This window comes from Pseudomonas sp. P1_F7 (genome assembly GCF_056405655.1).
On the sequence record NZ_JBFUBR010000027.1, the window covers coordinates 1 to 24,977 of the forward strand.

Consider the following 24,977-nt stretch of genomic DNA (forward strand, 5'->3'; position numbering starts at 1 on the left):
CTCAGGCACCGACTGCCCCTCGTCCAGTACCATGCTGGCAGCCTTGAGTTTGAACTCACTCGAATAAGATTTACGCATAACCCAACACCTCAGATTTGGGCGCCATCATAGCGCCCGATTGAAGTGTCCAAAATCATTAGGCCAGTTCAAGCTCGCTCCCACAGGGGATAGGCGGTGTTCAACGCCTTATCTGGCAGGCATAAAAAAACGGGCCTTGGGGACCCGTTGGAAAGTTGGCCTGACGTCCGTGCCAGGCCTGAAATGCGATCAACTGTGGGAGCGAGCTTGCTCGCGATGGGGCCATACCAGTCAACATCGATGCTGAATGTAAGACCGCTATCGCGAGCAAGCTCGCTCCCACAGGGGGGATGCGGTGTTCACGCCTTTAGCGTCAACTTTCAACCCTTACGAAAATGCGGAATCACCTTCTCGCCAATGTTCTTCAAGGTCTCCAGCTGTGCCCACTGCGGCACGGTGCCCATCTGGCAGATGAACAGGATTTCGTCGGCGCCGGCATCGATCAGGCGCTGCACGTAGCCGATGCAATCCTCGACGGTGCCGTAGGCGTGGTTCGGGTTCATCATGGCCATGGTCGGGTCGGAGAAGTCGACGCTGACTTCTTCCGAGGCGAAGCGCGACTTGATCACGCTCTGGCCGTTGCCATCGACGTAGGTGTCGTCTTTCCACTTCTCCGGGTCCGGACGCTCGCCACCGCCGTACCAGTAGCCCAGGGACTCCATGAAGTAGCGCTGGCCACGGATACCGATACGGCGCGCTTCTGCGTTGTCGTCCAGCACGATGGCCGGGCACAGCGCGGCGATGTGGCGGTTAGGGCGGAAACCGACCTGCTTCTTCTCATCGCGGTTGTCGTAGGCCGTGTGATACACCTCGACCTTCTTGGCGATCTCTTCCGGGCCACCGAAGCCCAGCACCAGGGCTCCCATGCCACGACCGCCGGCATTTTTCAGCGACTCGGTGTTGGTGCATGCCAGGTACATCGGCGGGTGCGGATCCTGGTAAGGCTTTGGATGGATCGGGCGCTTGGGGATCTGCACGAAGTCGCCGTTGTGCTCGATCTCGTCCTGCACGAACATTTTCGGGATCAGGTACATCATCTCGTCGATCTGCGGCTGCAAGGTCGCGAGGTCGTAGCCGAAGGTGCCGGCTTCCTGCTGGGTGCCGCCCTTGCCCACACCAAAGTGCACACGGCCCTTGGACAACAGGTCGAGGGTGGCGATGCGCTCGGCGACTTTCACCGGATGGTTCATCGCCGGAGGCAGGCAGACCACGCCGTGACCGATGCCGATGCGCTCGGTTTTACCGGCAACGAACGCCAGCATGGTTTCCGGCGCGGACATGTGCGAGTAGTTGCTCAGCGCGGTGTGCTCCACGCACCAGAAGGTGTCGAAGCCGAGCTTGTCAGCGAGCACGGCCTGTTCGACGGTATCTTCGAAAATCTTGCGGTCGCCTTCGCGGCTGGAATCCACCGTCTGTGCTTCGTAAATCAGGGAAAATTTCATGGTTGATCCTTGTGCTTATTTGGATGCGCAGTCGGCGCCAGAGACCTGTGCCTTGCGCCCATGCTCGGGTATTGGCAGGGCGCTCGAATCACGCAAACGGACTAGCCGGTTTGCAGGGAAGCGTCAGAGGAAAAAGTCGTTGCTGTCCTGACCCATGCTCACGCCGCCGAGGTTCCAGGCGTACTTGGCCGGGCTGTTGGCCACGTGGGCGCGACCGGTGTGAATGTCGCGGAACGCACGGTTGATCGGATGGCTGCGGAAGATCGTCGAAGCACCGCTGTTGAACATCAGGTCGCCAACGGCCTTGGCGCACTTGTCGGCCACCAGCGCCGAGTCGTAACGCATCTTCACCCGCTCGGGCATGCTCAACGGCTCCCCCTTCTGCGCGCGTTCCAGCATCAGGGCGAAGTTGCGATGCAGCACGGTCTTGCACTCATCGACGCAGACCATGGCGTTGGCCAGCGACGATTGCGCGGCTGGGTCCTGGACCATCTTGCGACCGTCATTGACCCCGACCCGGGCACGGTTGTGCTCGACAAACTGATCCACCGCGCCTTGCAGGGCACCGATAGCCGAGGACGAAACCGCACGCACGAAAATCTGCCCGAACGGCAGGCGGAACAACGGCGCGATGTTCACCTCGTTGCCCGGACTGTTCTGCATGAAACCGTCGAACGCGCGATGGGTGCGGTACTCGGGAACGAAGGCGTTTTCCACCAGAATGTCGTGGGAGCCAGTGGCTTCCAGGCCCATGACGTTCCAGTTGTCGAGAATCTGGTAGTCGCTGCGCGGCACCAGGAACGTCCGATAATCCGGCGCCCCACCCGCCTCTGCCGGCGGTACCAGCGCACCGAGGAACGCCCAGTCGCAATGCTTGCTGCCGGAAGAAAAGCCCCAGCGGCCGCTCAACTTGAAGCCACCGTCGACCCGCTCGACCTTGCCTACCGGCATATAGGAAGACGAGATCAGCACGCTGGAGTCGCTGCCCCAGACATCCTGGGCCGCGCGGTCGTCGAACAGCGCCAGTTGCCAGTTGTGGATCGCTACCACGCCAAGTACCCAGGCCGAGGACATGCAGCCTTCGGCAAGGGTCATCTGTACGTCGAAGAAATCCTTGGGCTCCAGTTCATAACCTTCCCAACGGGACGGTTGCAGGATGCGAAAGAAACCGGCGTCGTGGAAATCCTTCAGGGTTTCTTCAGGCAACTGGCCTGCTTGCGCGGCATTCAGGGCGCGTTCACGCAGGATCGGCACCAACTCGCGGGCACGTTGGCTCAGACGCTGGCGAATCAGGTCTTGGTTGAGCATTTTTATTGTTCTCCTTTGTTCACCCCGTCCGCCGGGGCGCGCGTGCAACGGGGCGGGTGTAGCGCCCCTACACTGGCATTCAAACAATGCGCAAAGCGGCGGGCATCCCTCAAACGGACCATGTGGGATTGGGGAAAAGTTTTTTGGAGGTGAATCTGAAAGAGGAGTGTTGGCTGGCAGGCCGTCTTCGCGGGCAGGCCCACATTGAGTCCCCTGTTTTACTCGGGACTTGTGGCCACTGAAGATCCCTGTGGGAGCGAGCTTGCTCGCGATGGCTTTGTGTCAGGCGACGAGTGTTTTGTGGGTGTACATATCCATTGCTGCGGTCACGGCCGCTTAGGGTTCCGCCCTTACGGCGGGTCACTTTGGAAAAGCCCCAAAGTAACCAAAGGGCTCTTGCCCCTGACATTCGGTGCCTCGCTGTGGCTCGGCATCCCCTCGCTCCGGTCCTGCTCCGTGGGCCCGCCGCCATCGGCCATCCATGGCCGGGGGCGGCTAACCCGGCATCCATGCCGGGTTGCCCACTGCGCAGAACCTCCACTCGGCCTCACGAGGGGGCGTGTACCGCAACAGCGCCCGAGGCGGCCTACCGGCCGGCCTGTTCGCGGGTTTCGTTCGTCTGGGAGGTACCTGGTCGGCTGGCAGGCCGCTATCGCGAGCAAGCTCGCTCCCACAGGTGCTGAGTACATCTGTAAGGAATTGGTCGGCTGGCAGGCCGCCATCGCGAGCAAGCTCGCTCCCACAGAAAAGCAAAAGCAGAGCGGCGTACACCCACGCTTCTCACCACTCATCAGGCCGAGCGTTAGCTCGCCTGCAGCTCTTGATCTTGATCCACCCGCCCCCTCGGCAGGCTGAGTGGAGGTGTTCATCCGGGGATTGGCGCGCAGCGCCGTTCGACGCAGTCGAACTCATTGCATGTAGGTCGAAGCGAAGCCGACCGGAGGGCAATGCCCCCGGATGAATACCGCAGCGAAGGAACGCCGAGCCTCAGCGAGGGGCCGTACGTAAGGGGCGAGACTTTTTGGTTCCTTTTGTGTCGTTTGACAAAAGGGACTCGCCGTAAGGGCGAAACCGCCAGCCGCCGTTACCGAAGAAACGGATATGTACACAACCCAAACCACCAGCCTGGTCGGCCCAGAGGCCGCCAAGGCCTAGTCCCCTCGGACGATGCCCCAGACAAGAGCCAGAGCAAGAATCCATCGCACTCCCCAACCAACAAAAAGGCCCAGTGCGATGAACGACGTCAATCTCAAAGCCGACATGCTCCAGGCCATGCGCCGCCTGGCCAAGTCAGTCACCATTATCAGCACCAGCAACGGCTCCGAACGCTTCGCCATGGCCGCCACCGCGGTCGACTCCCTAAGCACCGAACCACCATCGCTGCTGATCTGCGTCAACAAGACCGCCTCGCCCCACGCCGCACTGGCCACCGGCGCCGACTTCTGCGTCAACATCCTCGGCGTAGAACAACAAGACCTGGCCAACCTGTGCAGCGGCGCCATCAAGGGCGAAGCGCGCTTCGACCGGGGCAACTGGCTGACCAGCCCCGGCGGCATTCCTTACCTGGGTGACGCGCAGTCGGCGATCCTCTGCCGTCAGGACGGCCACTTCAGCTACGGCACCCACACGGTGTTCATCGGGCGCATCCTGCAGATCCACACCACCGCCGAAATCACCCCGCTGGTCTACCTCGACGGCAGCTACACCACCACCGCCAAACCCGCACCCTCCTTCGCTGTAGCCGGCTGAGGCCTGGGCATGGACGGCGTGAACGGATTGACGGCGTTGCGAGTGAACAGCGCCGACCAGTTGCCATGGGATGACCGCTGCGACTTGCTGATCGTCGGGTTTGGCGGAGCCGGCGCCTGTGCCGCCATCGAAGCCAGCACTCGCGGCCTGTCGGTGCTCGCACTGGATCGCTTCGAAGGCGGCGGCGCCACGGCGCTCAGCGGTGGCGTGGTGTATGCCGGTGGCGGCACACCGTATCAACGTCAGGCTGGCTATGAAGACACCAGCGAAGCCATGTTCAATTACCTGCGTCAGGAAGTCGGCGAAGCCGTCAGCCACGAGACGCTGCGCAATTTCTGCGACGGCAGCCGCGAGCAACTGGCCTGGCTGGAGCGACAAGGCGCGGCCTTCGAGGCCAGCGTGCCACCGCACAAAACCTCGTACCCGAGTGACCAGTACTACCTCTATTACTCCGGCAACGAAGCCGTGCCGGTCTATGCCGCCAGCGCCAAACCGGCGCCCCGCGGTCATCGCACCAAAGGTCCGGGCATGTCCGGCGCCAGCCTGTTCGCCCCGCTCAAGGCCAGCGCCTTGCGTAATGGCGCACGCCTGCGCAGCCAGTGCGAAGTGCGGCGACTGGTACTCGACCTCGACGACAAGGTCCTCGGTGTCGAAGCCTGGCAGTTGCCTTCCGGCAGCCGCGCCGCCGAACAACATGCGCGTCTGTCACGCTGGGCCGCCGCCATTCATATGTACGCTCCGGCGTTGGCCGACCGCTTGCGCGCCCGTCAGCGCAGCATCGAACAGACCAGCGCCATTCGGCAATTGATTCGCGCCGAACAGGCGGTGCTGCTGAGCAGCGGCGGTTTTATCTTCAATCGCGATCTGGTGTGCCAACACGCGCCGCAGTACCTGGCCGGTCTGCCGCTGGGTGCCACCGGTTGCAATGGCAGCGGCATCGCCCTGGGCCAGAGTGCCGGTGGCAGCGTGGCGCGGATGGACAAGGTCAGCGCCTGGCGTTTCATCAATCCGCCACTGGCCTGGGCCCGCGGGCTGATCGTCAATGCTCGCGGACAACGTTACGCCAACGAAGAAATCTACGGCGCGACCCTCGGCCACGCCATGGTCGAAGAACAGAACGGTCGCGCCATTCTGATTCTCAATCGGGCGCTGGTTCGAGAAGCACTCAGTCAAGTCGGCCCCGGCAAAGTCTGGAATTTCCAGCGCCTGCCAGTCCTGCTCAATCTGCTGTTCAACGCCAAACGCAGCACCAGCCTGGCCGGGTTGGCCAAACGCTGCAACCTGCCGCCGGAACTGCTGCGCCAGAGTGTCGAACGCTATTCCCGCGCGGCACGGGGTGAGGTCGCCGACGAGTTCGGCAAATCCACCGCGATGCTTGCCAACCTGGAACAAGGCCCGTGGTACGCACTCGACCTGTCTTTCGACAGCAAACTCTTCCCCTGCCCGGTCATCACCCTGGGCGGGCTGAAGGTCTGCGAGGACAGCGGTCGGGTGCTGGACCACGCGGGCCAGCCAATAAACGGTCTCTACAGCGCTGGCCGCAATGCGGTCGGGGTCGCTTCCAACCTGTATGTCTCCGGCCTGTCCCTGGCCGATTGCATCTATTCCGGTCGCCGGGCTGCCGCCCACGTGGCCGACCAATTCGCACTTCAAACCGCACGATCAGGAGAACAACAATGCAACGTGTAGAAGGCAAAGTCTGCATCATCACCGGCGCCGCCAGCGGCATCGGTCGCGAAGATGCCCTGCTGCTGGCCCGCGAAGGCGCCAAAGTGGTACTGACCGACCTCAACGAAGAGGCCGGTCGTCAGGCCGCTGCGGAAATCGGCGCCAATGCGCTGTTCATCCGCCACGACATCGCCAGCGAAAGCGATTGGCAACACGTCGTTAAAACCACCGTCGAACACTTCGGCCGCCTCGATGTACTGGTCAACAACGCCGCGATCCTGGCCCTGGGCAGCATCGAAGACACCACGCTGGAGCTGTGGCAGAAGGTGCAGAAGATCAACGGCGAAGGCTACTTCCTCGGCTGCAAGTACGCGATCCAGGCCATGAAGGAAACCGGCGGCGGCTCGATCATCAACATGTCGTCAGTGGCGGCGTTGGGCGCGATGCCGATGTTCTGCGCTTACTCGGCATCCAAAGGCGCAGTGGCGGCGATGACCCGTTCCATTGCCCTGCACTGCAAGCAGCAGGGCTACCGCATCCGCTGCAACAGCGTGCACCCCGATGGCGTGAACACGCCGATGACCCAGGCCCTGGCCGGTGGTCAGCCGATCCCGCAGGAAGCCCTGGACCAGGACCCGATGAACCGCATGGCCGCGCCACGGGACATTGCCAACGTGGTGCTGTTCCTCGCCGCCGACGAGTCGCGATTCGTCAACGGTGCCGAGATCCGTGTCGACAACGCCCAACTGATCAGCGGGCTCTGAGGCCGAGGTGAACATGGGCACGCAACATCAGAACCTGATTCCGGCCGAACACACGACGGGAAGCGTCTCATTGCAAGTGTGCGCGGTGATCGACGAGACCGCCGATGCGCGCTCGCTGGTGCTGGACGTACCGCCAACCCTGCGTGAGCGCTTTCGCTACAAACCGGGCCAGTTCCTGAGTTTTCGCGTGCCCTTGGCCGGCAAACTGTTGACCCGCTGCTATTCCATGGCCAGCTCGCCCCTCGCGGACGCGCTGCCCAAGGTCACGGTGAAACGGGTCGACGGCGGCCGGGTGTCGAACTGGATGAATGAAGTGCAGGTCGGAGACTGGCTGGAAGTGCTGCCACCGGCCGGGCTGTTCTGCCTGGACCCGCAGGCGGACACCGAAAAGCCCCTGGTCCTGTTCGGGGGCGGTTCGGGCATCACCCCGGTGTTTTCCATTCTCAAGTCGGTGCTGCACAGCAGTCGGCGGCCGATCAAGTTGATCTACGCCAACCGCGATGAGGCGTCGGTGATTTTCAAGGACGAGCTGTGCCAGTTGATCAAGGCGCATCCTGATCAACTGCACGTGGTGCACGTCCTCGATTCGGTGCAGGGCTTCCTGACGGACCATCAGGTCCGTCATCTGCTGCGCGGATCGGCCGGCGGCGACTACTTCATCTGCGGGCCGGGACCGTTCATGGACACCGTGGAGCGCACGCTGCTGGCACTGGGCGAAGCGGCCGAACGGATCCATGTCGAACGCTTCGTCTCGCCACCGGACCCCGATGAACTGTTGGCCGAAGAAGCCGTGGCGCGGGCGGCGGCCATGGATTCGCAATGCGAAGCGCTGATCGTCGAACTCGATGGCCAGCAACACGAAATCGCCTGCAAACCCGGCGACACCCTGCTGCAAAGTTGCAAGGCTGCCGGCCTGGACGTGCCGTCGTCCTGTGAAGAAGGTTTTTGCGGGGCCTGCATGTGCGTGGTCAAGGAAGGTGAAATCCAGTTGGCGCGCAACGATGTATTGAGTGCCAAGGAACTGGCCGATGGCTGGACGCTGGCCTGCCAGAGCCGCCCGACCGGCGCCCGGGTATACCTGAAATTCCCCGATTGAGGCTACGCGTCCCCCTTGTAGGAGCTGCCGCAGGCTGCGATCTTTTGATCCTGCGCTCTGTCGCCATAGTCTCAACGGACGATCATGTCCGGCCCGGTCTGCAGTTAGACTCGGCCACAGCATTAGCCCACAACAATAAAGAGGTGCAGTTATGGCTCGTTTGCAGAATAAGGTCGCGGTAGTCACCGGCGGCGCTTCGGGTATCGGTCTGGCCTGCGTGCGCCGTTTCGCTGCCGAAGGCGCGCAAGTGATCGGGCTGGACATCGGCAGCGCACCGGCAGACTTTCCCGGCCTGTTCATGACCCTGGACGTGCGCGACGAAGCGCAGGTGCAGCAGGTCATGCAAGAAGTCATCAGCCGCTTCGGGCGCATCGACGTACTGGTCAACGCCGCCGGCGTCGCCGACCAGGGCAGCGTGACCCAGACCACCACCGCCGCCTGGCAACGGGTGATGGACATCAACCTGACCGGCAGCATGCTCACCAGCAAATACGCGCTGGAATCGATGGTTGAGCAGCGCGGTGGTTCGATCATCAACGTCGGTTCGATCTTCGGCCTGCAAGGCTGCGACGGCAACGTGGCCTACAACGTGTCCAAGGGCGGCATCAACCAGCTGACCCGCTCGATGGCCATCGACTACGGCTACGCCAACATTCGCGTCAATGGCCTGTGCCCGGGCCTGATCGAAACGCCGATGACCAGCATGGTCCGTGACAATGACGCGTTCCACGCGTTTTTCGCCTCGCAGCACATGCTCAGCCGCTCCGGGCAACCGGAAGAAGTGGCCAACGTCGCGCTGTTCCTGGCATCCGACGAAGCGTCCTTTGTCAGCGGCCAGATGATCGCCGTGGACGGTGGTTTCTCCGCCGGTCGCCGTTTCGCCCCGCCCGCCCAGTAATTCGCAATCCGGCCGGGCGCCCTGCCCGGCCTACTCCCTTTCTCGTACTTGTCTTCTAACCGGGGAGGCCCCATGCCGCCTGTCGCTACCGCACTGACCATTGCTCAACTGTTCGCCAACGCTGCCCAGGCCTACGGCGACCGCCCGGCCATCGAGGACGCGGGCCACACCATCAGCTACCGACAACTGGACCAACTGCGCCGCCAGGCTGCCCGCGCACTGCTGGCCCTCGACGTACAGGTCGGGGACCGCGTGGCAATCTGGGCGCCCAACGTGTGGGAATGGATCGTCGCCGCCGGCGCCCTGCAAAGTGTCGGCGCCGCCCTGGTACCGCTCAATACCCGGATGAAGGGCAGCGAAGCTGGCTACATCCTGCGCGAAAGCGGTACCTGCGTGCTGTTTGCCATCGGCGAATTCCTCGGCGCGGACTACCCCGGCATGCTGGCGTCGGAAGACTTGCCTGCCCTGCGCCACATCATCAGCCTGCGCGGCGCCAATTCGGGCACCCTGGCTTGGGAACGGTTTTTGGATCTGGGGGCCGACGTGCCGCACCTTGTCTTGCGCACCCGCGAACAGAGCGTTGGCCCGCAGGCCTTGTCCGACGTGCTGTTCACCTCGGGCACCACCGGCAAACCCAAAGGCGTGATGACCAGCCACGGCCAGAACCTGCGCATCGTGCGCGACTGGAGCGATATCGTCGGCTTGCGCGAGAGCGATCGCTACCTGATCGTCAATCCGTTCTTCCACTCCTTCGGCTACAAGGCCGGTTGGCTGGCTGCGTTGATGCGTGGCTGCACCCTCCTGCCGCAGCAAGTGTTCGACGTGCAGGCCGTGCTCGAATGCGTGCAGCGCGAACGCATCAGCGTGTTGCCCGGGCCACCGACGTTGTATCAATCGTTGCTTGCCCATCCGCAACGCAGTGAATTCGACCTGAGCTCCTTGCGCGTGGCGGTGACCGGGGCGGCGGCGATCCCGGTGGAAATGATCCACCGCATGCGCGACGAACTGGGATTCGCCACCATCGTCACCGCGTATGGCCTGACGGAAGTCTGCGGTTTCGCCACGATCTGCCGCTCCGGCGACTCGGCGGAACTGGTCGCCAACACCAGTGGCCGGGCGATGCCGGGGGTGGAAGTGCGCTGTGTCGGCAACAGCGGTCGCAGCCAGCCGGCCAACATTCCCGGTGAAGTGCAGATTCGCGGCTACAACCTGATGCAGGGTTATCTCAACAACCCCGAAGCCAGCCAGGAGATTCTCGACGCCGACGGCTGGCTGCACACCGGCGACATCGGCATGCTCGACGAACAGGGTTACCTGCGCATCACCGACCGCCTCAAGGACATGTTCATCACCGGTGGCTTCAATGTGTACCCGGCGGAGATCGAACAGTGTTTGCTGACCTATCCGGGTGTGGCCCAGGCAGCGGTGATCGGTATTCCTGACGAGCGCATGGGTGAAGTGGCGATGGCGTTCCTGCTGCCCGCGCCAGGCATCGAGATCGAGCAGGCCCGATTCCTCGCCTGGTGCCGAGAGCAGATGGCCAACTACAAGGTGCCGCGCCGGGTGCAGGTGCTGCAGAAGATGCCGATCAATGCGGCGGGCAAAGTGACCAAGAATGTGTTGCGCGAATGGGCACTGCAGCCAGCAGATTAAGCACACTTCCTGTAAGAGCGAGCTCGCTCCYACARTGTYCGAGGGTSTACACAGATTTCGCGTCCGACACAGATCAACTGTGGGAGCGAGCTTGCTCGCGATAGCGTCAGGTCAGTCAACMTAGATGTTGAATGTTCTGCCGTCATCGCGAGCRAGCTCGCTCCCACAGGTTTTTGCGTATGTCTTAAAGATTGTGAATTCAGACCACCCGCGCCGGATGTTGCTGGCGTGGATCTCCGAGCATGGCACGGTGGGATGGTGGCTGGCGGCCTTCGGCTTCGCTGATGCCGTAGCCTGGGGCGATTTCAGCGGTGATCAGGGTCTGCCCGGACAACGCCATCAACTGCGGATCATTGAGCAAGGCATGTATCACCCGCCCGTTGAATTGCGGGGTTTCGGCATGGGCGAGAAACGCCTTGTACTGCTCGCCATGCTGCTCGCCGGCTATCCTGGTGCGTTCGGTCAGTTGCGGGCCTAGCCACAGCGACAACGCCGCCACGCCCTGCCCTTCGAAATCGATCGCCATGTCGGCCGCCAGCTTGTCGACGCCGGCCTTTTGCGCGCCGTACGCAGGGCCATGCATGTAGCACCCGGCACCGAACGACGAGGTAAAGCAAATCAGCCCTTGGGCACTGCGCAGCAACAGCGGTGCCGCGTAGAAGCTGGCGATGTAGGCCGAGCGCAGACCGACGTCGAGAATGCGCACCAGGTCCAGTGGTTTAGCCCAGAACGGCCCCGGCTCGATCAACCGGTCATGGATGAACGCGGCGTTGTTGACCAGCAAATCCAGATGCCCGCACTCATCTTCCACACGGGTAAACAGCGCCTGAACCTGCGCGTCATCGGCGTGGTCACAGACCACCGCGATACCGCGCCCACCGGCAGCGGTGATCGCGGCGGCGGTGTCCTCCAGCGAACCGCTCAAGGCATGCCCGTACAAATTCGATCCACCCTGCGCCGGGGCACGACCGGTGACATACACCGTCATGCCCGCCGCCCCAAGGGCCAGGGCAATGCCCTGCCCGACTCCGCGACTGGCGCCGGTCACTACGGCGATCTGTGGACGCTGGTTGTTCATTCGACACTCCCGAACAAGGTTTTCGCCGAAGCGGTTTCGCTCTGGCGCTTGATGTGATTGGCTGCCAGGTAACCGAAGGTCATGGCCGGGCCGATGGTCGAACCGGCACCCGGATAGGTGCGGCCCATCATCGAGGCGGCGCTGTTGCCGATGGCGTACAGGCCGTTGATCGGTTCTCCGTCTTCATGCAACACGCGGGCGTGCACGTCGGTCAGCAGGCCACCCTTGGTGCCGATGTCCCCGGCGTCGATGCGCACGGCGTAGAACGGCCCTTTGAGCAACGGCGCCAGGCACGGATTGGGTTGCACGTTCGGATCGCCGTAGTAGCGATCGAACAGCGAATCGCCCTTGTGGAAATCCTCGTCGACGCCCTGCACGGCCATGCCGTTGAAACGCTGCACGGTGCGCACCAGCCCGCCAGCGTCGACGCCGATTTTCGTCGCCAGTTCTTCCAGGCTCGACGCCTTCTGGAAGTAGTCGCGCAGATGCTCGGGCAATTGCCAATCGCGCTGGGCATAACCCGGCAGCAAGGCGCCGCACGGGTATTTGCGGCGGAATTCGGCGTCGAACACCATCCAGCACGGCACGCTCGCGGCGCCTTCACGGTTGTTGGCGTACATCGCGTAAACGATATCGGTATAGGGCGCGGCTTCATTGACGAAACGCTCCCCCGCCGCGTTGACCATCACGCACCCCGGCAAGGTGCGTTCAACGAACAGCGCGCGCTGTTTTTCTTCGCCCTTGACGTAAGTGGTCGGCGCCCACCAGCTGTGCTCCATCAGCGCGGTGCGGGCGCCAAGGGCCTGACCGGCGCGGATGCCGTCGCCAGTATTGTTGGGCGGCGTTGCACTCCAGTTCGCCCGGGACGGCTGCGGCAGGTACTGCTCGCGCATCGCCTGATTACGCTCGAAACCACCGGCGGCAATGATCACCCCGTAGCGCGCCTTGACGTTGAGCGACTGACCATTGCGATTGACCCGCGCCCCGCCGACCCGGTCGCCGACCAGCAGCAACTCTTCGAGCGCACAGTTGAGCCACAGCGACTTGCCGCGATCCTGCAACGAACAGCGCAAGGCACCGATCAAGGCATTGCCCAGGGTCAGGAAACGGTCACGGCGGGACAAGCGCCGCCCTTCACGATCACGCCAGTAGCGCCACATCACCCGCAGGGTCAGGCGCAACCAGCCGGGGCCACGGCACAGCAGCACCTGCGCCTCTTTCATGGTCATCGCCATGCGCCCCATCATCAGGGTGCCGGGGGACGGCGCACGCATGCGCAAAAATTCTTCGCCGAGTTCGGCGGCATCGAACGGTTGTGGATCCATCGAGCGATAGCCCGGTTTGCCGCCTTCGACTTCCGGGTAGTAATCGGCGTAGCGCGGTTGCGCTTCGAAGCGCACACGGGTGTGTTTTTCCAGGTACTCGACCATCTCCCGGCCGTGTTCGACATAGGCTTCGATGCGCCCGTCGTCGATCTCGCCATGGGTCACGGCGCGGATGTAGGCGATCGCTTCGGCTGCCGAATCGCTGCCGCCGAGGGCCTTGATCCGGTGGTTGTCGGGGATCCAGATGCCGCCGCCGGACACCGCCGAGGTGCCGCCGTACTCGCCGCTCTTTTCGATCAGCAGCGCATTCAGGCCCAAGTCGTGGGCACGCAGCGCAGCGGTCATGCCCCCGGCTCCAGAGCCAATCACCAACACATCACAGCACTCGTCCCATTTGATCCCGGCAGCGTTCATGCGATCACCTTTGTTCAGCGCCCATCAGGCAGAAACCGCCACCGCCGGATCTTCGCCCGGTGCAGTCGGTCTCGGGATTGTTCGCCGCACGCGCCGGGTGTTCATCGTCCGATGGGACTAAGGCGAAGGCCGCCCCCGAATTCTCCTGTAGGAGCTGTGTAGGAGCTGACGAGTGCAACGAGGCTGCGATCTTTTAAAGGCCAGGTCAAAAGATCGCAGCCTTCGGCAGCTCCTACAGCGATCCGGTGTGTGCCGTTCCCGTGCAAATCGCTTAGTCCGCTTGGACGATGTTGCGCGCAATTGGTGACTCCATAGTCGCCCACAGCACCAATCACCCCCTGAAATGCAGGTCGGGCAGGTCTGACCTGGGCCATGAGGACGACATGATAAAAACAATAATCGCCCCACCAACACAGCACCCTCGCACACAGCTTGTTCTATTGATGCTGGCTGGCGGACTAAGCGCTCACGTTAACGCCATGAGCTTTCAGCCAAGCGAAGACTTGAGCATCGACTGGGACACTACACTGACGTACAGCCTCGCTTGGCGGACCGAGGCTCGCGATCACAAACTGACCGCGAACGCTAACGGCAACGATGGCGATAACGCGTTCGACAAAGGCAGCCTGATCAACAACCGCAGCGGCTTTCTCACCGAAGCCAACATCAAGTGGCAGGACGACTACGGCGTGTTCGTCCGGGCGACGGGCTTCTACGACAACGTCTACGATCAGGACAACGACAACACCACCGGCACCTCGAACTGTTTCGCCGGCGGCCATTGCAGCAAACCCGACCGTTTCTCCCAGGACACCATCGACCAGCACCGCAATGAACTGCGCATGCTCGATTACTACGCCTATGGCACCTGGGACGTAAGCGGCCACGCCCTCAACGCGCGCCTGGGTAACCAGGTGGTGAGCTGGGGTGAAAGCCTATTCTACCCGGGTATTTCCGCGGCCCAGAGCCCGGTGGACGCGACCAAGGCGACCACTCCGGGCGTCGAGGTCAAGGAAATCCTGCTGCCGGTCGGCCAACTGTTCACCCAGTTCGCCCTGACCGAAAGCCTGGGTATCCAGGCCTACTACCAATACAAGTGGGAGAAAACCGAGTTGTTCGGCGTGGGTAGCTACTTCTCCACCACCGACTTCATCGACGAGGGCGGCTTCAACGACGCCTCCGGTTTTGTCACCCGTCTGAAGGACGACAAACCGAGCGACAGTGGCCAGTACGGTCTGGCCTTCACCTACGCCGCCGAGTCGCTGAAAAACACCGAGTTCGGCATCTACTACTCGCGTTATCACGACAAGACCCCATCACTGGACTTCGCATCGACCCTGGGCCGCTATCAGGTGCGCTACTTCGACAACATCGACCTGTTCGGCGCGAGCTTCGCCACCGTGCTGGGCGACGTCAGCTGGGCCGGTGAAGTCAGCTACCGCGACGGTACGCCGGTGATGGTCAACAACGGATTCTCCAGCCCCGTGCGCGGCAAGACCTTGCAAGCGCAAACGTCGATGATCTACGTGCTCGGCCCGACGTCCTTCGCGGACAACACCAGCCTGACCGGCGAGGTGGTCTACAACACCGTGATCAGCAACGACAAGTCGCAGCCGGTAGCCCTGGCGCCGGGCTTCTCGCTGCCGGGCACCGACAGCCTGGTCTATGACCGCGATGCCTGGGGCTACACGGTGCAAGCGAACTTTGACTACAACAACGTGTTCAGCGGATGGGACATGACGGTGCCTGTCACCTTCAGCGCCGCCGCCCACGGCGACAGCTCGATGGTCGGCTCGATCAACGCCGGCCAGAACGATAACCGCGCCAGCATCGGCAGTTCGTGGCGCTACCTCGGCAACTTCACCGTCGAGGCCCGCTACAACGCCTACCTCGGCAACGCCAACAACAGCCCGTTGGCCGATCGCGACAACGTCGCGCTCAACTTCAAGTACCGGTTCTGATTCCCCTGTCGGAGGAGCACAGCATGTCCAGATTCACCCAAACCTTATTGAGCACGGCATTGACCGTCGGTCTGCTCGGCAGTGGCCTGGCTTACGCCAAGGTCAGCCCCGAGGAAGCCGCCCGCCTTGGCCAGGACCTGACCCCGATGGGCGCCGAAAAGGCCGGCAACGCCGACGGCAGCATCCCGGCCTGGACCGGCAAATGGCGCGGTCTGCCACCGGGTCTCACGTTCGGTGGTGCAGGCACGCCGTACCCGGACCCCTATGCGTCTGAAAAACCCTTGTTCACCATCACCGCGCAGAACATGGACCAGTACGCCGCCAACCTGACCGACGGCCAGAAAGCTTTGTTCAAGCGCTACCCGGACTCTTTCAAGATGCCGGTGTACCCGAGCCATCGCGACTTCCGTGTCGATCAGCTCACCGAAGACGACATCAAGAAAAACGCCCTGAACGCGGAGCTCTCCAACGACGGCAACGACACCAGCAATGCCTTCGGTGCCTCGCCTTTCCCGATTCCGAAGAACGGCAACGAACTGATCCTCAACCACACCATGTCAGGGCGGTCCTTCACCGAAGAGGCCGTCTACCAACAGGCAGTGATCTATCCCGACAAAAATCGGGTGACGGAGAAGGTCGACTACAAGATCTTTTCAGTGTGGGCCGACCCCAAAAAGACCCTGGACACATCCGGTGGCATCCTCACGCACTTTTTGCTCACGACCCTGGAACCCGTGCGCAAGAAGGGTGAGATCGTCGTCGGTCACGAGTTCATCAATGCCACCGCCGAACCACGGCAAGCCTGGCAATACTCCCCGGGTCAACGCCGCGTGCGCCGCGCGCCGACCGTCGGCTACGACTCGCCTAGCGGTGCGGGCGGCTTCCGGGTCTATGATGAAGATCGCTTGTTCAACGGCGCCCCGGATCGCTACAACTGGTCCATCGTCGGTAAAAAAGAGATCTACATTCCGTACAACAACTACAAGATCGACCAGCCTGACGTAAACATCGAACAGATCCTGTCCACCACCGGTCACATCAACCCGGATATCATGCGCTACGAGAAACACCGCGTGTGGATCGTGCAGGCCACGCTCAAGCCAAACGCACGGCACCTCTATGCCAAGCGTGTGCTCTACCTGGACGAGGACAGCTGGCAGGCCGCCCTGGCAGACAACTACGACAGCCGTGGGCAACTGTGGCGCACCAACATGCAAACCTCGATCTACGCCTATCACATCGAGCGTTTCCACTCCCGTCTGGGCATCTACCACGACCTGATCGCAGGCTCCTACCTGGTTGACCGCATGCTGGTCGATCAAAAGCCTGCCAAGCTCAATGCCAGCAATTTCGTCGACGAAGAGTTCACCGCCGGCAACCTGCGCAAGCTCGGCACCCGCTAAACCTCGCCGCCCCGGCCGACGCGTTCGGCCGGGGCGGCGACGGCATCGTGCGTGCCAAACTGGTCGCGCCACCAACCCCGACGGCCGAACAGCAAAACCGATGCCTATCAGCTGTGGCAAGAATTCCGTGATCACGGTAACTGATGGCAGAATGACCACACCTGGTGAGGCGCGGGAGACCCTGGGCGGTTCAAGCCCTGATCAGACAAGGCGTAGTGCGACGGCGCTCGTTCTTATAACAAGAAAAATTCTGGAGATACTCGATGCGTTGTTACCGTCAATGGCTCGTCCTGTGTCTCGGGCTCTTCGCAGCGTCCATTCGCGCACAGGAAACCCCACCTGTGCCTCACCCCGAGTACCAGGTAAGTGCACCAAAAGGTGCGCCCAATGTGGTGATCGTGATGCTCGACGATGTTGGCTTCGGCGCATCGTCAACTTTTGGCGGGCCCGGCCAGACACCGGTGCTCGACACACTGGCGCATGAAGGGCTGCGTTACAACAGCTTTCATACCACCTCGATTTGCTCACCGACGCGCGCGTCACTACTGACCGGTCGCAACCCGCATGCGGTCGGGATCGGCACGGTAGAGAACGTGCCTGACGATCGCCCGGGTTACAGCGGCTTCCACACCAAGGATACTGCGACCATAGCGGAAATCCTGCGCCAGAATGGCTACAACACTGCCGCCTTTGGCAAATGGCATCAGACGCCCGACTGGGAAATTTCGCCGAGCGGCCCCTTCGACCGATGGCCGACTGGTGAGGGTTTCGAACGTTTCTACGGCTTCATGGGCGGAGAAACCGATCAATATGATCCGTCGCTTTACGACGGTACGACGCCGATCATGCGGCCGCCAGGCAGCAACTATCACCTGACCGAAGATCTCGCCAACCACGCGATCGAATGGTTGCGCGTACAGCACTCGGTCACGCCGAACAAGCCGGTGTTCCTGTACTTCGCGCCGGGCGCGACCCATGCTCCGCTGCAGGCACCGAAGGAGTGGATCGAAAAGTATCGTGGTCAGTTTGACCAGGGGTGGGACAAGCTGCGCGAGGAGACCTTCGCCCGGCAGAAAAAGCTTGGCATCATCCCGGCTGACACCGTACTCACGTCACGAGACCCACGGATGCCAGCATGGGACACGCTGACCCCGGATCAGAAGCGCATCGCTTCGCGATTGATGGAGGTTTACGCCGGCTTCCTGGAACATACCGACGTCCAGGTCGGCAAGTTGATCGATGCACTCAAGGCCAATGGCCAGTTCGACAACACGATGTTCATCTACATCGTCGGCGACAATGGAGCGAGCACCGAAGGTGGTTTGCTCGGCAGCGCGAACTATTTCGGCCCCATACAAGGATTGCCGGAAAGCGACGCGAGCAAACTCGCGCAGCTGGATAAACTCGGCGGACCTGGCACGCACGCGCACTATCCGGCTGGCTGGGCGTGGGCGATGGACACACCGTTCCAATGGACGAAGACCGTTGCATCGCATCTCGGCGGCACGCGCAACCCGATGGTGATCACGTGGCCGAAGGGAATCATGGATCGCGGCGGATTGCGCAGCCAGTTCAGCCACGTCAACGATATTGTGCCGACCATCCTGGACGCGGCGCATATCAAAGAGCCAACCACGGTCAATGGCATCGCGCAGAAGCCCATGGATGGGACGAGCTTGATCTACAGCTTTGCTGACGCGAAAGCGCCCGAGCGCCACACCACTCAGTACTTCGAGGTCTTCGGGAACCGCGCAATCTACCATGACGGCTGGATTGCATCGGCGTTTCATCGCAGGCTCCCCTGGTCAACCATCATTGGCTTCACAACGAAGAAGTTCGAGGAAGATCAATGGGAGCTGTACGACCTGAAAAAAGACTATTCGCAAGGCAATGATCTGGCACAGCAAGAGCCGGCACGACTCGCTGCGTTGAAGGATCTGTTCATGCAGGAGGCAGGGCGTAACCAGGTGCTTCCGCTCGCCGACCTCGCCATGTCGGGCTCCAAAGGACTTCCCGCGCTCCACGAAGGTCGCACTCGCATGACTTTCCACGAAGGCGCCGTCGGCATCCCTGAATCGGCGCTGCCAAAGACGTACAACCGTTCATGGAGTGTGACTGGAATCGTCGATGTCGGCGCGCAAGCGCACGGAGTGGTTGCGACGGTGGGCGGCAACAGTGCCGGATGGTCGCTCTATCTCGATGCCGAACAGCATCCGATGTTCACTTACCGCCTTTTCGATCTGAAGACGGTGACGCTCCGCGGGGCCGAGCCACTCAAACCTGGCCGTCACGAACTTCGTTTCGATTTCGACTACGACGGCGGCGGTTACGCCAAGGGCGCAGCGATCCAATTGCTGGTCGATGGCGTATTGATCGGCAAGGACCATTTGCCCGCAAGCCCGCCGGCCTTCTACACGATCGAAGAAACCTTTGACGTCGGGATCGACCACGGCTCCTCCGCAGGTGACTATCCCGAGGAATCCGCGCCCGGCTACACCTTTACAGGAGGCCGGATCGAGGAGGTATCAATCGAACTACGGTAGGTCACAAGGGAGTTCAGTGCAGCAGCCTCGTCGACTCCTGCTGTTGCGCGCTCTTCCCGACCCAGGCTTGTTGAAGCGTGGCATTATGCCTGGGTCGATCCCGGTGCTGCTGCCGTCGAGTTTCGGCAGGCCCGGTCGGTGAATAAAATGCCAAATAAAATAAAGTCTTAAGTCCGAGGATCATTGCTTGTCGACCGCCAAGAACCTGTTCCTGGGGCTGTGTTCCCTGCTGCTGCTCAACCTCCCGGTGCATGCACAGGAGGCCGCATCGCCGCACTTGGCGAAAGACCCCGCCGGCTATGCCGCCGCCGGCAGCTGCCTCGGTTGCCATGCCAAGCAGGCCAAGGACTGGAAAAATTCCGATCACGACTGGGCGATGCGTGAGGCGACTGCGGCCAATATGCTGGGTAATTTCAAGGATGCGCGGTTCAAGGATGGCGGCGTGCAGGCGAAGTTTTTCCGCCGCGGCGAGAAGTTCTTCGTCAACATCGAAGGCGCGGATGGCAAGCCGGCGGACTTCCTGATTCGCTACACCTTTGGCTACAAGCCGCTGCAGCAGTACCTGGTGGAGTTTCCCGGTGGCCGCCTGCAGAGCCTGACCATTGCCTGGGATACACGACCGAAGGCCGAAGGCGGGCAGCGCTGGTTCTCGCTTTACCCTGGTCAGCGTATTGCGCCGAACGACCCGTTGCACTGGACCGGGCGCTACCAGAATTGGAATGCAATGTGCGCGGATTGCCATTCGAGCAACCTGCTGAAGAATTACAACGATAAAACCGACAGTTTCTCCACCACTTGGCACGAGCCGAACGTCGGCTGCCAGGGGTGCCACGGCCCGGCACAGAAGCACGTCGAATGGGCCGAAAAAGCCAAGGATGAACCCAAGAGCGAAGCCAGGGACGTAGGCCTGCCGGTGGACTTCAAGGCGCTCGGCAGCCAGGGTCTGATGGAACAATGCGCCTACTGTCACAGCCGCCGGCAGAGCCTGGGCGTCGGCCAGCAGCCGGGTAAACCGCTGCTTGACGCGGTGTTGCCGGCCACTCTACGGCCCGATCTCTACCATGCCGATGGGCAGATCCAGGGCGAGGTGTACGTCTATGGCTCTTTCGCCCAGAGCAAAATGTACGCCGCAGGGGTGACCTGTACGGATTGCCACGATCCGCACACCACCAAGGTCAAGATCGAAGGCAACGGCCTCTGTAAGCAGTGCCACACCCAGGCACCACCTGCACGTTTCCCCAGCTTGCAGGCGAAGAACTACGACAGTCCCGAGCACCATCACCACGCGGCGGGCTCTGCCGGCGCGCAGTGCGTCAATTGTCATATGCCGGAGCAGACCTACATGGTCGTTGACCCGCGTCGCGACCATAGCCTGCGCCTGCCGCGCCCGGATCTTGCCGCCAGGACCGGCAGCCCGGATGCCTGCACTGCATGCCATAAGGACAAGGAGCCGGCGTGGGCGGCCAAGGCCATCGAAGGCTGGTTCGGCAAGCCGCAGCGGCCGCCGCACTACGGCGAAACGCTGCATGGCGCCCGCCAGGGTAGCGCCGATGCGTTGCCGCAACTGGCGGCAGTGATTGGCGACCTGGGCAAGCCGGCGATCGTCCGCGCCACCGCTGCCGAACAACTGGTGGCGCTGGGCGAGCCGGCCTTGCCGAACTTGACTCAGGCGCTCAAAGACCAGAGCCCGTTGGTACGTGCCTACGCGATTCCTGCCTTTACCGAGCTGGCGCCAGTGGAGCGGGTCAAGCGTCTGCTACCGTTGCTGGACGACCCGCAACGCGCGGTGCGCGACGAGGCGCTGCGTGCGCTGGCAGGTATTCCCCTGATTGCCCTGCCCAAAGAGCGCCGCGAAGGTTTCACCGCGGCCCTCGACGACTACGAGCGGCGCCTGCGCGGCAATGCCGATCTGCCCGGCAACCGCCTCAATCTGGCCGTGCTGCTGGAGCGCAAGGCTCTACAGTTGGACGCACTGGAGCAGTACCGCCAGGCGCTCAAACTTGATCCGTACTTCTCGCCGGCGCGGATCAACCTGGTGACGCTGGCAAACGGCGTCTTGCGCCAGGACGAAGCCGAGCGGGTCCTGCGCGAGGGCGTGGCACTCAAAGAGATGCCGGCCAGCGATCGCGGCAACCTGGCTTACATGCTGGCGCTGTTGCTGGTCGAGCGCGGTAAGGCCGAGGAAGGTTTGCAGTGGATGGAGCAGGCCGCTATCGCCTTGCCCGATTACTCGCGGATTCGCTACAACCAGGGGCTGCTCCTGCTACAAATGCAGCGCCGCGATGCTGCGCGCACGGCGCTGGAAGCCGGTCTGGCGCAAGCCCCGCAAGATCCCGATCTGCTTTACGCGCTGATTTATCAGCACGGTACGGGCGGCCAGCGCGAACAGGCGGTGCAGTACCTCCGGCGCCTGGAGCAGGCCGCGCCTGGCGATCCGCGCCTGGCGCAGCTCAAGCGACAGCTGGGCTTGCGTTAGCCTGGCGTTGCACCCGTAGGTGGTGCAAGCCCTGCCCGGAATGCCAGGGTCGCAGGGTGGAATCGAGGAGCAACCCGATATCGCTTAGTCCGGTTGGACGATGTTGCATTGCAAGCGTGACTCCATAGTCGCCCCAGCTTCACTTCCCACCCCTGAACTGCAGGTCGGGCCGGCCTGACCGCTGCGCATGCTCGATTACTACGCCTATGGCACCTGGGACGTGAGTGGTCACGCCCTCAACGCGCGCCTGGGCAACCAGGTGGTGAGCTGGGGTGAGAGCCTGCTCTACCCGGGTTTTCCGCGGCCCAGAGCCCATTGGCCGACCGCGACAACGTCGCGCTCAGCTTCAAGAACCGGTTCTGATTCCCCTGTCGGAGGAGCACAGCATGTCCAGATTCACCCAAACCTTATTGAGCACGGCATTGACCGTGGCTCTGCTCGGCAGTGGCCTGGCTTACGCCAAGGTCAGCCCCGAGGAAGCCGCCCGCCTGGGCCAGGACCTGACCCCGATAGGCGCCGAAAAGGCCGGCAACGCTGACGGCAGCATCCCGGCCTGGTCCGGCAAATGGCGCGGTCTGCCACCGGGTCTCAAGTACGCCGGCCCCGGCACCCCGTATCCGGACCCGTACGCCGCGGAAAAACCACTGTTCGTGATCGATTCGAAGAACATGGACAAGTACGCCGACAACCTGACCGATGGCCAGAAAGCGTTGCTCAAGCGTTACCCTGATACCTTCAAGATCCCGGTGTACCCGAGCCACCGCGACTTCCGCCTTGATCAGCGCATGGAAGACCTGATCAAGAAAAACGCCGTCACTGCCGAACTCGACAATGACAACAACGACACGAAAAACGCCTGGGGTGCTTCTCCGTTCCCGATCCCGAAGAACGGCAGCGAGTTGATGTTCAACCATACCTTGCAGTCGCGCGCCAACACTGAAGAGGCCAACTACGGCCAGGCGGTGGTGTACGCCAACAAGGAAAAGGTGCTCGAAGAGGTCAACTACAAGATCTTCTCGATCTGGTCCAGTCCGGACAAATCTCTGGAGACGGCCAACGGCATCCTCACCAACTTCCTGATCACCACGCTGGAACCGGTGCGCAAGAAAGGCGAAATCGTCGTCGGCCACGAGTTCATCAACCCGACCTCCTCCCCGCGCCAGGCCTGGCAGTACAGCCCCGGTCAGCGCCGGGTGCGTCGCGCGCCGACCGTAGGCTACGACTCGCCGACCGGCGCGGGAGGTTTTCGCGTGTACGACGAAGACCGTTTGTTCAACGGTGCACCGGACCGCTACAACTGGACCATCGTCGGCAAAAAGGAAATCTACATTCCTTATCACAACTACAAGATCGATGATCCGAGCGTGAGCACCGATCAGATTCTGGCCACCACCGGCCATATCGATCCGCAGTACATGCGCTATGAAAAACACCGCGTCTGGGTGCTGCAAGCCACCCTCAAGGAAGGTGCCCGCCACGTGTACGCCAAGCGTGTGATGTACCTGGATGAGGACACCTGGTCCGCGACCCTGGCCGACAACTACGACAGTCGCGGTCAACTCTGGCGCACCAACATGCAGACTTCGATCTACGCCTACGAGATGCAGCGTTACCACGCTCGCCTCGGGATCTATCACGACCTGATTGCCGGCTCGTATCTGGTTGACCGGATGCTGATCGATCAGAAACCGGCGAAGCTCAACGCCACCGCCTTCACCGAAGATGAATTCACCCCTGGCAACCTGCGCAAACTCGGCACCCGCTAAAACCTCAGCGCCCCGACCGACTCATTCGGTCGGGGCGTTATGCTTTTCCAAATCTGTAGATTTCACGGAAGACTGCCCATGAATAAACTCCTCACCGGCGTCATCGCCATGGCCAGCGTTGGCCTGTCGATGCACGCCAATGCCCTGAACATCCTGCTGACCAACGACGACGGTTGCCGCGCACCCGGTATCGATGCGATGTACCGCGCCCTGACCGACGCCGGGCACAAGGTCACGCTGGTCGGCCCATTGAACGACAGCAGCGGCATCAGCGCCGCCAGCGTGGTCGTGCCCGGCCAGGCCCTGGCGGTGACCGAACTGGCGCCGGGCAAATTTTGCGTCGGGCCGCCGGAGGGCTACACCCCGCCTGCCGGCAAGACCTCTGCCATCGGCACGCCAGTGGATGCGGTCAACGTCGGCCTCGATGTGATCCTCAAGGGTTCGCCGCCAGACCTGGTGGTATCCGGCAGCAACTTCGGCGAAAACGTCGGCCCGTTGACGCAGATGTCCGGCACCCTGAACGCTGCGGTACGCGCGATGTTCAAAGGTGTTCCGGCAGTAGCGGTGTCCACGGCCATCGACATGGACCTGATCATCCGCGACCAGCAGGCCGGCTACCGCAAGACCCTTGGCGCCATGGACGACACGTCGCGGTTTGCCGTGAAGGTCATTGAACAGGCGAGCCTGGCCGGTACCGAAGCTAAACAGGCCTGCACCAAGAACAAACACCAGTGTGATTTGAACGTGCTCGGCCTGCCGGGTATCAGCGGTTTGAACCTCAACTACCCGCCCCTGAAACCCGAAGAAGTCAAAGGCGTGAGCTTTGCCCCGATCGGCAACTGGGATCGGGTGAACTTCACCTCACAGCGCGGCGCCGACGGCGTGGTCCACGTCAACCTGGCCGCACCGTCGACACCAACCGACGCCCAGCAAAAGGCCGATGCCTATCAACTGTGGCAAGGCTACGCGGTGATCACCGTGATCGACGGCAACATGACCGCGCCGCAGGCGATGCAGGATCAGGCGAAGAAGATGTTGCAAGGCATCAAGCCTTAAGCCTTCGCAGAATGGTGTTAATCACAAAACCATTGTGGGAGCGAGCTTGCTCGCGAAGAGGCCGGCCCATTCAACATCAATGTCGCCTGACAGACCGCCATCGCGAGCAAGCTCGCTCCCACAGGATTCGTGGGTGTACACAAAATATGCAACCAACCGAAATTACTGTGGGAGCGAGCTTGCTCGCGATGAGGCCAGCACATTCAAAATAGATGTCGACTGACACTCCGCCATCGCGAGCAAGCTCGCTCCCACAGGGTTAGCGGGTGTACGCAATATCTGCGAACAACCAAATTCAC

Annotated in this window: 17 protein-coding genes; 13 read left to right on the forward strand and 4 right to left on the reverse strand. The window is 62.1% G+C overall.

Translation table 11 applies throughout. From position 1 onward, the window contains the following. Nucleotides 1-398: 398 nt before the first annotated feature. Together AC1D1M_RS29270 and AC1D1M_RS29275 are read right to left on the reverse strand one after the other, a co-directional pair. Entirely contained in the window at nt 399-1,520 is a 1,122-nt protein-coding gene (locus AC1D1M_RS29270) for an LLM class flavin-dependent oxidoreductase (protein WP_056722369.1), read from the reverse strand. A gap of 123 nt (nt 1,521-1,643) precedes the next feature. Then, nucleotides 1,644-2,828, reverse strand: coding sequence for an acyl-CoA dehydrogenase family protein (locus AC1D1M_RS29275; protein WP_477778384.1), 1,185 nt, complete (start codon nt 2,826-2,828; stop codon nt 1,644-1,646). Nucleotides 2,829-4,061: 1,233 nt separating this feature from the next. Here AC1D1M_RS29275 and AC1D1M_RS29280 point away from each other — a divergent pair. The 6 genes from AC1D1M_RS29280 to AC1D1M_RS29305 all read left to right on the forward strand — a co-directional run bounded on the left by AC1D1M_RS29280 (nt 4,062) and on the right by AC1D1M_RS29305 (nt 10,656). Next, nucleotides 4,062-4,577: a flavin reductase family protein gene (locus tag AC1D1M_RS29280; protein ID WP_477778385.1), complete on the forward strand. Its 516-nt coding sequence runs from the start codon at nt 4,062-4,064 to the stop codon at nt 4,575-4,577. Nucleotides 4,578-4,586: 9 nt separating this feature from the next. Further along, complete coding sequence (locus AC1D1M_RS29285; protein ID WP_477778386.1) at nt 4,587-6,266, forward strand: FAD-binding protein; 1,680 nt, start codon at nt 4,587-4,589, stop codon at nt 6,264-6,266. Next, nucleotides 6,254-7,009: a glucose 1-dehydrogenase gene (locus AC1D1M_RS29290; RefSeq protein ID WP_477778387.1), complete on the forward strand. Its 756-nt coding sequence runs from the start codon at nt 6,254-6,256 to the stop codon at nt 7,007-7,009. The genes AC1D1M_RS29285 and AC1D1M_RS29290 overlap by 13 nt, the downstream gene beginning before the upstream one ends. Nucleotides 7,010-7,022: 13 nt before the next feature. Next, nucleotides 7,023-8,105 carry a 2Fe-2S iron-sulfur cluster-binding protein gene (locus AC1D1M_RS29295; RefSeq protein ID WP_477778388.1) on the forward strand — a complete coding sequence of 361 codons (1,083 nt, stop codon included), beginning with the start codon at nt 7,023-7,025 and terminating at the stop codon, nt 8,103-8,105. 151 nt (nt 8,106-8,256) lie between these two features. Then, complete coding sequence (locus AC1D1M_RS29300; RefSeq protein ID WP_477778389.1) at nt 8,257-9,003, forward strand: SDR family NAD(P)-dependent oxidoreductase; 747 nt, start codon at nt 8,257-8,259, stop codon at nt 9,001-9,003. A gap of 72 nt (nt 9,004-9,075) precedes the next feature. Further along, nucleotides 9,076-10,656, forward strand: coding sequence for a FadD3 family acyl-CoA ligase (locus tag AC1D1M_RS29305; RefSeq protein WP_477778390.1), 1,581 nt, complete (start codon nt 9,076-9,078; stop codon nt 10,654-10,656). Between the two features lie 199 nt (nt 10,657-10,855). On the opposite strand, the gene AC1D1M_RS29310 is transcribed toward AC1D1M_RS29305, so the two are convergent. Both AC1D1M_RS29310 and AC1D1M_RS29315 read right to left on the reverse strand, forming a co-directional pair. Beyond that, the gene (locus AC1D1M_RS29310) at nt 10,856-11,734 is read right to left on the reverse strand and encodes an SDR family NAD(P)-dependent oxidoreductase (protein ID WP_477778391.1); all 879 of its coding nucleotides are present in this window, start codon (nt 11,732-11,734) and stop codon (nt 10,856-10,858) included. Further along, nucleotides 11,731-13,473 (reverse strand): FAD-binding protein, encoded by a 1,743-nt coding sequence (locus AC1D1M_RS29315; protein ID WP_477778392.1) that lies wholly within the window; start codon nt 13,471-13,473, stop codon nt 11,731-11,733. The genes AC1D1M_RS29310 and AC1D1M_RS29315 overlap by 4 nt, the downstream gene beginning before the upstream one ends. Nucleotides 13,474-13,916: 443 nt before the next feature. Here AC1D1M_RS29315 and AC1D1M_RS29320 point away from each other — a divergent pair, with 443 nt between their 5' ends. The 7 genes from AC1D1M_RS29320 to surE all read left to right on the forward strand — a co-directional run bounded on the left by AC1D1M_RS29320 (nt 13,917) and on the right by surE (nt 24,678). Next, the gene (locus AC1D1M_RS29320) at nt 13,917-15,434 is read left to right on the forward strand and encodes a DUF1302 domain-containing protein (protein ID WP_477778414.1); all 1,518 of its coding nucleotides are present in this window, start codon (nt 13,917-13,919) and stop codon (nt 15,432-15,434) included. Between the two features lie 23 nt (nt 15,435-15,457). Further along, nucleotides 15,458-16,837 carry a DUF1329 domain-containing protein gene (locus AC1D1M_RS29325; protein ID WP_477778393.1) on the forward strand — a complete coding sequence of 460 codons (1,380 nt, stop codon included), beginning with the start codon at nt 15,458-15,460 and terminating at the stop codon, nt 16,835-16,837. A 263-nt stretch (nt 16,838-17,100) separates the two neighbouring features. Beyond that, nucleotides 17,101-19,380: an arylsulfatase gene (locus AC1D1M_RS29330; protein ID WP_477778394.1), complete on the forward strand. Its 2,280-nt coding sequence runs from the start codon at nt 17,101-17,103 to the stop codon at nt 19,378-19,380. A 187-nt stretch (nt 19,381-19,567) separates the two neighbouring features. Beyond that, nucleotides 19,568-21,856, forward strand: a complete 2,289-nt coding sequence (locus AC1D1M_RS29335; protein WP_477778395.1) for a HEAT repeat domain-containing protein — start codon at nt 19,568-19,570, stop codon at nt 21,854-21,856. A gap of 187 nt (nt 21,857-22,043) precedes the next feature. After that, on the forward strand, nt 22,044-22,394 hold the full coding sequence (locus tag AC1D1M_RS29340) for a DUF1302 family protein (RefSeq protein WP_223541592.1): 351 nt from the start codon (nt 22,044-22,046) through the stop codon (nt 22,392-22,394). Further along, the gene (locus tag AC1D1M_RS29345) at nt 22,285-23,622 is read left to right on the forward strand and encodes a DUF1329 domain-containing protein (protein ID WP_223541600.1); all 1,338 of its coding nucleotides are present in this window, start codon (nt 22,285-22,287) and stop codon (nt 23,620-23,622) included. Before AC1D1M_RS29340 ends, AC1D1M_RS29345 begins: the two co-directional genes overlap by 110 nt. A 78-nt stretch (nt 23,623-23,700) precedes the next feature. Further along, a complete protein-coding gene (gene surE / locus AC1D1M_RS29350) occupies nt 23,701-24,678 on the forward strand; it encodes a 5'/3'-nucleotidase SurE (RefSeq protein ID WP_477778396.1) in 978 nt (325 codons plus the stop codon). Nucleotides 24,679-24,977 lie beyond the last annotated feature (299 nt).